The sequence below is a fragment of the Mycobacterium sp. 1245801.1 genome (assembly GCF_001673055.1).
Classification (GTDB): Bacteria; Actinomycetota; Actinomycetes; order Mycobacteriales; family Mycobacteriaceae; genus Mycobacterium; species Mycobacterium europaeum_A.
In genome coordinates this window covers 1-9,354 of sequence record NZ_LZKY01000281.1, presented here as the reverse complement: position 1 = coordinate 9,354, position 9,354 = coordinate 1, and the positions used below count along the sequence as shown (strand labels likewise).

8 protein-coding genes are annotated in these 9,354 nt (G+C 68.2%); 3 read left to right on the top strand and 5 right to left on the bottom strand.

The annotated features are described in order from the left end of the window. On the top strand, positions 1-1,429 hold a 1,429-nt coding region (locus A5622_RS18135), incomplete at its 5' end, for a DHA2 family efflux MFS transporter permease subunit (RefSeq protein ID WP_066880412.1). An 11-nt stretch (positions 1,430-1,440) separates the two neighbouring features. Here the strand turns inward: A5622_RS18135 and A5622_RS18130 are convergent. Together A5622_RS18130 and A5622_RS18125 are read right to left on the bottom strand one after the other, a co-directional pair. After that, positions 1,441-3,564 (bottom strand): S9 family peptidase, encoded by a 2,124-nt coding sequence (locus A5622_RS18130; protein WP_066880410.1) that lies wholly within the window; start codon positions 3,562-3,564, stop codon positions 1,441-1,443. Beyond that, positions 3,561-4,451, bottom strand: coding sequence for a phosphoribosylaminoimidazolesuccinocarboxamide synthase (locus A5622_RS18125; RefSeq protein ID WP_066880407.1), 891 nt, complete (start codon positions 4,449-4,451; stop codon positions 3,561-3,563). Before A5622_RS18125 ends, A5622_RS18130 begins: the two co-directional genes overlap by 4 nt. Before the next feature lie 52 nt (positions 4,452-4,503). Here A5622_RS18125 and A5622_RS18120 point away from each other — a divergent pair, with 52 nt between their 5' ends. After that, positions 4,504-5,124, top strand: coding sequence for a hypothetical protein (locus tag A5622_RS18120; protein ID WP_066872213.1), 621 nt, complete (start codon positions 4,504-4,506; stop codon positions 5,122-5,124). On the opposite strand, the gene A5622_RS18115 is transcribed toward A5622_RS18120, so the two are convergent. The 3 genes from A5622_RS18115 to purB are packed head-to-tail and all read right to left on the bottom strand — an operon-like array spanning position 5,089 to position 8,791. Then, positions 5,089-6,111 (bottom strand): tellurite resistance/C4-dicarboxylate transporter family protein, encoded by a 1,023-nt coding sequence (locus A5622_RS18115; protein WP_066880405.1) that lies wholly within the window; start codon positions 6,109-6,111, stop codon positions 5,089-5,091. The two genes, A5622_RS18120 and A5622_RS18115, sit on opposite strands and share 36 nt — an antisense overlap. Beyond that, positions 6,108-7,376 (bottom strand): cytochrome P450, encoded by a 1,269-nt coding sequence (locus A5622_RS18110; RefSeq protein ID WP_066880403.1) that lies wholly within the window; start codon positions 7,374-7,376, stop codon positions 6,108-6,110. Before A5622_RS18110 ends, A5622_RS18115 begins: the two co-directional genes overlap by 4 nt. After that, positions 7,373-8,791, bottom strand: a complete 1,419-nt coding sequence (gene purB / locus A5622_RS18105; RefSeq protein ID WP_066880401.1) for an adenylosuccinate lyase — start codon at positions 8,789-8,791, stop codon at positions 7,373-7,375. Before purB ends, A5622_RS18110 begins: the two co-directional genes overlap by 4 nt. A 49-nt stretch (positions 8,792-8,840) precedes the next feature. Between purB and A5622_RS18100 the strand changes: the two genes are divergently transcribed. Then, the coding region (locus A5622_RS18100; protein ID WP_156753002.1) for a DUF429 domain-containing protein at positions 8,841-9,354 on the top strand (514 nt) is incomplete at its 3' end.

The following is a 9,354-nucleotide window of genomic DNA, read 5'->3' as shown; positions in this document are numbered from 1 at the left end:
CGCGCAGCGCACCTTCATCGCGCAGTTCGGGTCCACGCAGGCCGTCGTCTCATGGACGATCGCCGGCTACATGCTCGCGTTCGCGACGGTGATCCCGGTTACCGGGTGGGCGGCGGATCGGTTCGGCACCAAACGGCTTTTCATGGGTTCGGTGCTGATCTTCACGCTGGGATCGCTGCTGTGCGCGATAGCGCCGAACATCTTGCTGCTGATCCTGTTTCGGGTGGTCCAGGGCATCGGCGGCGGCATGCTGCTACCGCTGAGCTTCGTCATCCTGACGCGCGAGGCGGGACCGAAGCGGGTCGGCCGCCTGATGGCGGTGGGCGGAATCCCGATCCTGCTCGGCCCCATCGGCGGGCCCATCCTGGGCGGCTGGCTGATCGGCGCGTACGGCTGGAAATGGATCTTTTTGATCAACCTGCCGATCGGGCTGACGGCGTTCGCGCTCGCGGCCATCATGTTCCCGAAAGACCGCTCGGCCCCCTCGGAGGCCCTCGACATCACCGGCGCGCTGCTGCTCTCGCCTGGCGTGGCGATCTTTTTGTGCGGGGTGTGTTCCATCCCGGGGCGGCACACCATCGCCGACCGCTACGTGTTGGTGCCCGCGCTCGTCGGCCTGGGCCTGATCGTCGCGTTCGTCCTGCATGCCTGGTACCGGACCGACCACCCCCTGATCGACCTGCGGCTGTTCCGCAACCCGGTGGTAACCCAGGTCAATGTGACGCTGCTGGTGTTCGGGGCCGCCTCGGTGGGCGTCGGCCTGCTGGTGCCCAGTTTCTTTCAGATCGTCGGCCACGAGACGCCGATGCAGTCGGGTCTGCACATGCTGCCGATCGGCATCGGTGCGGTGCTGACCATGCCGCTCGGCGGCGCCTTCATGGACCGGCGGGGCCCGGGCAACATCGTGCTCGTCGGCCTGCCGCTGATGGCGGTGGGCCTGGGTGTCTTCACCTACGGAGTCGCCAGCCAGGCCGCCTACTCACCGGTCCTGGTGACGGGGCTCGCGATCATGGGGCTGGGTATCGGTCTGACCACCACGCCGCTCTCCGCGGCGCTCATGCAGGCGCTCGCCCCACATCAGGTCGCCCGCGGGACGACGCTGATCAGCGTCAACCAGCAGGTAGGCGGGTCCATCGGCGCCGCGCTGATGGCGGTGATCCTGACCAATCAGTTCAACCGCAACGAGGCCCTGATGGCGGCGAACGAGATGGGCGGGGTGCGCGCCGGCACCGGCAAGCGAGGCCTGCCGGTCGACCCGTCGGCCGTCCCGCGCCAGCAGCTTGCCCCCGATCTCGCCAGCCATGTGTCTCACCACTTGGCGCACGCCTACGCGGTGGTGTTCGTCCTGGCCGTCGTGCTGGTGGCGTTCACCATCATCCCGGCGTCGTTCCTGCCCAAGAAGCCACCGACCCCGCCGGTCGGCGACTGACGCGCGGCGGCCTAGGTCGACGACTGGGCCCCGGCGGCATCCAACAGCCACGCGTATTGGAACGCCGCCTCCTCCCACGCCTTGTAGCGGCCGCTGACGCCACCGTGCCCGGCGTTCATCTGGGTCTTCAACAGGACCGGACTGCCGTCGCCGTTGGCGTGTCGCAGGGCCGCGACCCACTTGGCCGGCTCGACGTAATAGACCCTCGTATCGTTCAGCGACGTCATCGCCAAGATCGCCGGGTACCGTTTGGTCGCCACGTTCTCATACGGTGAATAGGACTTCATGTAGGAGTAGACGTCCTTGTCCGCCAATGGGTTTCCCCATTCGTCCCATTCGGTGACGGTCAGCGGTAAGGAGGGGTCCAAGATGGTGGTCAACGGGTCGACGAACGGGACCTGCGCGAGAATTCCGGCGAAGAGCTCCGGCGCCAGGTTGGCCACCGCGCCCATCAACAAACCGCCGGCGCTACCCCCCAACGCGACCAGCTGACGAGGCCGGGTGACACCAGAGTCCACCAAATGCCTTGCGACGGCGACGAAGTCGGTGAAGGTGTTCTTCTTCTCCAGCAGCTTGCCGTGCTCGTACCACAGCCGGCCCATTTCACCGCCCCCACGCACGTGGGCGATCGCGAATACCATGCCGCGGTCCAGCAGCGACAGCCGGGCGATGGAGAAGCTCGGGTCGGTGCACAGCTCGTAGGCGCCGTAGCCGTAAAGCAATGCGGGCGCCGGGAATTCGATGTCGGCGCGGTGCACGATCGACACCGGGACCCGGGTTCCGTCATCGGCGACCGCCCAGTCACGGCGCTCCACATAGTCGTCGGGCCGATAGTCGCCGAGCACGGGTTGCTCGCGCAGCAGCGTGCGCTCACCGGTGGCCAGGTCGATGTCATACACACGCGCCGGGATCACCAGAGATCCGGCCCTGATCCGCAGCTTGGGCGCAGCCCAGTTGGGATTGCCGGCCAGCCCGGACGACATCAGCTCGGAGTCGAAGGAAAACTCTTCGGGCCGGCCGTACGTGCCGTCGGCGTTGATGGGCCACAGCTGCAGCCGGGGCAGCGCCCCCCGGCGATAGCCGACGACGAGGTGGCCGGCGAAAGCGTCCACCCCGTCGAGCCGGACGTCGTCGCGGTGCGGGATCAGGGTGCGCTGCTGTGTCGGATCGCTGACCGGCGCCTCGGCCAGAGTGAAGTTGACCGCGCCGTCGTTGTGCAGGATCAGGAACCGGTCCTGCCCGCCGATGACCGCGTGCTCCACCGCGTACTCGACACCCTCGCGGCGCGGCAGCACGACCGTGAACGATGCCTGCGGATCGGCGGCGTCGGCGTAGCGATACTCCGAGGTGATCGAGGATCCCGAGGCGATGAAGACGTAGGCCTCGCTGCGCGTGAGACCCACGCCCAGCCAGTACTTTTCGTCGGCTTCGTGATACACCAGCTCCGGTTCGGCATCCGAGCCCGCCCGATACCGCCACACCTTGTCGGGACGGTGGGCGGCGTCCAGGGTCAGGTAGTACACGGTGCGGTTGTCGGCGGCCCAGGTGGCGCCCGCCCCGATGTCGGCGATCTCGTCCGGGTACAGCTCGCCGGTGCGTAAGTCCTTGAACCGCAACGTGTACCGCTCATCGCCCAGGGTATCGACCGAATAGGCCAGCAGGTTCCCGTCCAGGCTGACCGTCGCGGCGCCCAGGGAGAAGAATTCGTGGCCCTGCGCCTCGGCGTTGGAGTCGAGCAGGACCTGCTCGCCGGGGATCTCGGTGTCCTCGTCCAGGATCGGCGGGTCCCAGTCGTCGGGTCCGCTTATCGGACAACGGCACTGGACGCGGTACTGCTTGCCTTCGTAGGTGCGCGCGTAGTACCACCACTGGCCCTGCCGGGTGGGCACCGACAGATCCGTCTCCTTGGTGCGCGCCTTGATCTCGGCGAAGATCTGCTGCCGCAGCGGCTCGAGGTGCGCGGTCATCTGATCGACGTAGGCGTTCTCCGCCTCGAGATGGGCGATGACTTCGGGATTGGTCTTTTCGCGCAGCCACTCATACGGGTCGATGAAGACGTCGCCGTGATGCTCGCGCCGAGTCTCCACCCGCTTGGCGACGGGGGGCACCGACCCGTTTCGTTGGGTTTCGGTCATGCGCTGGGACCGATCCAGTCGGCGAAGCTCAATCCGGAAATGCGTTCGTAGGCCTCGATATAGCGCCCGCGGGTGGCCGCGATGATGTCCTCCGGTAGCGGCGGCGGGGGCTGGGAACCGTGGCGGTCCCAGCCGGACTCGGGGCCGGTCAGCCAGTTGCGGACGAACTGTTTGTCGAAGCTGTTCTGGACGACGCCGACCTGGTACTCGTCGGCCGGCCAGTACCGCGACGAATCCGGGGTGAAGATCTCGTCGGCCAGTAGCAGGTTGCCGTCGTGGTCGGTGCCGAACTCGAACTTGGTGTCCGCGATGATGATTCCCTTCCGGAGCGCGTGATCGGCGGCCTGAACGTAGATCTGTAGGGTGCGGTCGCGCAGCTGGTTGGCGGGCACGGCGCCGACCAGCTCGATCACCCGCGCGAAGGAGATGTTCTCGTCGTGGTCGCCCAGTGCGGCTTTCGTCGCCGGAGTGAACAGCGGTTCAGCGAACCTGCTGGCTTCGACCAATCCGGGCGGCAGCGGGATGCCGCAGACCTTTCCGGTCGCCTGGTAGTCCAGCAATCCCGAGCCGGTCAGGTAGCCGCGCGCCACGCATTCCACCGGAAGCATTTCGAGCTCACGCACCACCAGCGCGCGGCCCAGGACCTCGTCGGGGATGCGCGGATCGTCGGGCGGCCCGGCCAGATGGTTGGGAGCGTCCACGAGGCCGAAGAAGAAGACGCTCATCGCGGTCAGGATGCGGCCCTTGTCCGGGATGGTGCTGTCCAGGACGAAGTCGTAGGCCGAGATCCGGTCGGTGGCGACCAGCAGCAGGTGCTCGTCGTCGACGCGATACAGCTCGCGGACCTTGCCGCTGGCCAGGTGCTGATAGTCGGACAGTGCGGGCATCCGGTCAGCCTATCGGGCACCTGCAAACCGGGTTTGTGCTGGGATCGGGGCTATGACACCGCGGTTTCTGCCCTACTCAACCCGACCCGGCCGGCTGGCCGTCCAGCTGTTCAGCGATCTCGCCGTCGTCGTGTGGACCCTGCTGTGGCTGCTCGTCGGGCTGGCCGTCTACGACGCCATCGCCACCATCGCCGACGCCGGGCGGCAGGTCGAGAGCGGCGCGAAGGGCATCGCCGGCAACCTCGCGTCCGCCGGCCACGAGGCGCAGCACATTCCGGTGGTGGGCGACACGGTCAGCAAGCCGCTCAACTCCGCGAGCCATGCCGCGCTGGACATCGCGGGCGCGGGCCACGATCTGGACAGCGCGGCGAGCTGGCTCGCGGTGCTGCTGGCGATGGCCGTCGTCGCGGTCCCGATCCTCATCGCGGTGCTCCCGTGGTTTTTTCTGCGGCTTCGATTCTTTCGGCGCAAGTTGACGGTGACCGCTCTGGCCGCGACGCCGGCCGGGGCGCAGTTGCTGGCGCTGCGGGCGCTGACCAACCGGCCGGCCCGGAAGTTGATCGCCGTGAGCGCGGACCCGGTCGGCGGGTGGCGCCGCGAGGATCCGGTCACCATCGGCGCGCTGGTCGCGCTCGAATTACGGTCGGCCGGCATCGCGATCCGCGGGGCGTAGCAGCATCGCCCGCGCTAACAGCAGCAGCCCGGCGACGACCACAATGATCCATGCGGCCAACGCATCCCAGAAGAACACCAGCGAAACGGTGAGCAGCGACCGCTGCCCGATCTCGATGGCCATGGCGCAGCTGGCCGCGGAGTACATGCCCAACGGGAAAACGAACGCCCACCACACACCGGCGAACTGCAGCATGTTGGGGTGCCGCCTGATGCGGTGCAGCGCGAAGTAGATCAGCGGCGGTATCCACAGGGTGGCCGTCACCCACGTCACGACGGTGACCCCGCGCACCGGCCCGGCCAGCCAGCCGGGAGCGACCGCGTGGATGGTGTCGCCGGCCAACGTCGCAATCGCCATGCCGCCCATCAGGATCCACGTGTCGGGTTCGAAGCCGTCCCGGTCCTGCCGTTCGTTGACCACCCGCCACATCGTCAGCCAGGTCATCAGGCCGTAGATGCACAGCGCCGCCACCCAGCCGGCCACGGCCACCGCCAGCCACCAGTGATGGCCGGTCTGCCGGGCCGCCCGCGCGATCACGATGGCCAGACCCGAGGTGCCCACGCTGCCCAGCTGCCAGGCGCCGTGGGCGCGGTCGCGCAGCTCCGGCCACCGGTGGCCCAACATGTTTCGCGCGCTGAACAGGACCAGGATCGACCAGGACGTCAGGCCGACCACGCCGAGCACCCGCGCCACCCACGCGTTGGACGACAAGCGCGTGTCGATCACCGCGCATGCGGCCATGAAGGTGATCAGCCGCAGGGTGACGTCGGGATCGGTCAGATCCCAGCCCAGCCCCTGGCCCGGTTCGCAGGCCTTCGCCACGACCAGGGCGACCAGCAACAACAGCCCGAGGGTGGCGATGACGCCCATCGTGTCGCTGATCAACCGGTAGCCGTGATTGTGCGCGCCGATCGACAAGATTCCCGTCGCCATCACCGCCGCGAACACATCGGGTGAGGGCCTGATGTCGGCGAACCGGATCGTCACGGCCCCTCGTGAAGCTCCACGACGAGGTGCCGAATGCCGGTGTGGCGATTGCTGCGGGCCCATTCGACCGGCCGGACGACCCGCACCCCGCCGAACCGGGCCAGCAGCTCTTCGAACAGCACCCGCAGCTCCAACCGGGCCAGGTTGGCGCCCAGGCAATAGTGCACACCCTGACCGAAACCCAAGTGCGGATTGGGCTTTCGGGTGATATCGAATTCGTCGGCGCGCTCGAACACAACGGCGTCGCGATTCGCCGAGCCTTCCCAGATCTGTATCTTCTGCCCGGCCTCGATCGACTGACCGCCGAGGGTGACGTCGCGGGTGGCGGTGCGCCGCTTGGAGGGCGACGGCGACGTCCACCGCACCATCTCCTCGACGGCCGTGGGCAGCGCCCCGAGATCGCCGCGCAGCGACCGCATTTGGTGCGGGTGGTCGGCCAGCGCCAGTAGGCCGCCCGCGACCGCGTTGCGGGTGGTCTCCGCGCCGGCGCTGAACAACAAGCTGAAGAACAGGTACAGCTCGAGATCTGAAAGTGCCGACGCGTCAACACCATCGAGGTCGTCGAGCGTTGCGTTGGCCACCACCGACAACATGTCATCGGTCGGGTTTGCACGCTTGGACGCGATCAGCTGCTGACCGTATTCGTACATCCGCGACCCGGCCGCCGCGTCTCTTTCGGAGACCGACAGCTGCGACAGGGAAGCCTTGCGCGAACCACCGAAATCGAACTGCGGCTCGATGGCCTCGAATAACCAATGCCGTTCGGATTCAGGGACTCCCAGCAGGATGCAGATCATCTGCATCGGCAGCTCGGCGGCGATGTCGACCAGGAAGTCGAACGGCTCACCCGGGACCACCGCGTCCAGCAGCCGGCGCGCCCTGCCCCGCAGGTCGTCCTCTACCAGGCGGATCATCCGCGGCGTCAGCCCGGAGCTGACCAGTCGCCGAATCTGCGAATGCCGCGGATCGTCCATCATGTTGAGCACCTGGCCGGCGATCGCCAGGTCCTGCAGCAGCGTCCCGCCATAGGGCCTGGCACCACCGGTGACCGAGGAGTAGGTCACCGGATCCTTAAGCACCTCAAGCGTTTCCGCGTAGGTGGCGACGGACCAGAAGCCCTCACCATCGGGGGTGTTATCGGTCGGTGCGTGCCAGTACACCGGCGCCTCTCGCCGATGGATGGCGAACAGCTCGTGCGGAAAACCGTTGGCGAAGTTGTCCAGATCGGTGAAGTCGATCGAAGCGAGCGCGCCGGCCAGCGTCACAGGATCGCACCCGGGGCGTACTTGGCCGCGTCCGGGTAGCGGTTCACCAGCGCGTCCACCTGCGCCGCCACCTCGTCCACCTGGTCACCCGCGGCGCCGGTGAACGCCTTCTTGTCGGCCAGCGCCGCGTCCAGCGCCGCCCGGTCCAGCGGCAGCCGATCGTCGGCGGCCAGCCGGTCCAGCAGGTCGGGCTCGGCGCCGCGCTCGCGCATGGCCAGCGCGGTGGCCACGGCGTGTTCGCGGATCACGTGGTGGGCGGCCTCGCGGCCCACGCCGGCGCGCACCGCGGCGATCAACACCTTGGTGGTGGCCAGGAACGGCAGATAGCGGTCCAGCTCGCGGTCGATCACCGCCGGATAGGCGCCGAACTCGTCGAGCACCGTCAGGAAGGTCTCGATCTGGCCGTCGATGGCAAAGAAGCTGTCCGGCAACGCGACTCGGCGCACCACCGAGCAGAACACGTCGCCCTCGTTCCACTGCGCTCCCGCCAGTTCGGCGGTCATCGACGCGTAACCGCGCAGCACCACCTGCAGACCGTTGACCCGTTCGCAGCTGCGTGTGTTCATCTTGTGCGGCATCGCCGACGAACCGACCTGCCCCGGCGCGAATCCCTCGGTGACCAGTTCATGGCCGGCCATCAGCCGGATGGTGTGCGCCAGCGACGACGGTCCGGCGCCCAGCTGCACCAGCGCGGAGAGCACGTCGTGGTCCAGCGAACGCGGATACACCTGCCCGACGCTGGTCAATACCGTTGCGAAGCCCAGGAATTCGGCGACGCGCCGCTCGAGCTCGGCGAGCTTGGCCGCGTCGCCGTCCAGCAGGTCGAGCATGTCCTGCGAGGTGCCCATCGGGCCCTTGATGCCGCGCAGCGGGTAACGGTCGATCAGCTCGCGCAGCCTGGTCAACGCGATCAAGGTCTCCTGGGCCGCCGAGGCGAACCTCTTGCCCAGCGTGGTGGCCTGCGCGGCGACGTTGTGGCTGCGCCCGGCCATCACCAGGTCGCGATACGCCACCGCCCGCTCGGCCAGCCGCGCCGCGACCGCCACGCCGTGCGCGAAGACCAGTTCCAGCGAGCGCCGGATCTGCAGTTGCTCCACGTTCTCGGTCAGATCACGACTGGTCATGCCCTTGTGCACGTGCTCGTGACCGGCCAGCGCGTTGAACTCCTCGATGCGCGCCTTTACGTCGTGGCGCAGCACCCGTTCGCGGTCCGCGATCGAGGCCAGGTCGACGTCCTCGATCACCCGCTCGTAGTCGGCGATCGCCTCGGGAGGCACCGCGACGCCCAGTTCGGCCTGCGCGCGCAGCACGGCCAGCCATAGCCGGCGCTCGCCGATGACCTTGGCCTCCGGCGACCAGATCGCGACCATCTCGGCACTGGCGTACCGGGTGGCCAGCACATTCGGAATGCTCACTTGGTCCTCACGAACACACAGCTTACGGTCGCGGCCATAGCCTATGCGGATGTACTTCGCCGGCGTCGACCTCGCCTGGGCGGGTCGCAACCCGACCGGCGTCGCCGTCGTCGACTCCGGTGGCGCCCTGGTGAGGGTGTGCGCGGTCCGCGACGACGACGAGATCCTGGCCGCCCTGCTTCCCTACGTCCGCGGCGATTGCGTGGTCGCCTTCGATGCGCCGCTGGTGGTGAACAATCCGACCGGGCAGCGTCCCGCCGAGGCGGCGCTCAACCGCGATTTCCGCAGGTACGAGGCCGGCGCGCACCCCTGCAATACCGGCAAACCCGAGTTTGTCGACGGCCCCCGCGCGGGCCGGCTGGCCGTGGCGCTCGGCCTGGACGCGGACCCGCGATCACCGGCCGCGCGCCGGGCCATCGAGGTCTACCCCCACGCGGCCACCGTCGCGTTGTTTCGCCTCGAGCGCACCCTGAAATACAAGGCGAAGCCCGGCCACGCGCAGCGGCACCGGGGCCCGCGCCAGCCGCTCGACGCCGTCCATGAGCAACAACAGCTCGGACCTG

Coding starts and splice junctions, on each gene's coding strand:
- A5622_RS18130 (WP_066880410.1), bottom strand. CDS start 3,564: ATGACCGAAACCCAACGAAACGGGTCGGTGCCCCCCGTCGCCAAGCGG.
- A5622_RS18125 (WP_066880407.1), bottom strand. CDS start 4,451: ATGCCCGCACTGTCCGACTATCAGCACCTGGCCAGCGGCAAGGTCCGC.
- A5622_RS18120 (WP_066872213.1), top strand. CDS start 4,504: ATGACACCGCGGTTTCTGCCCTACTCAACCCGACCCGGCCGGCTGGCC.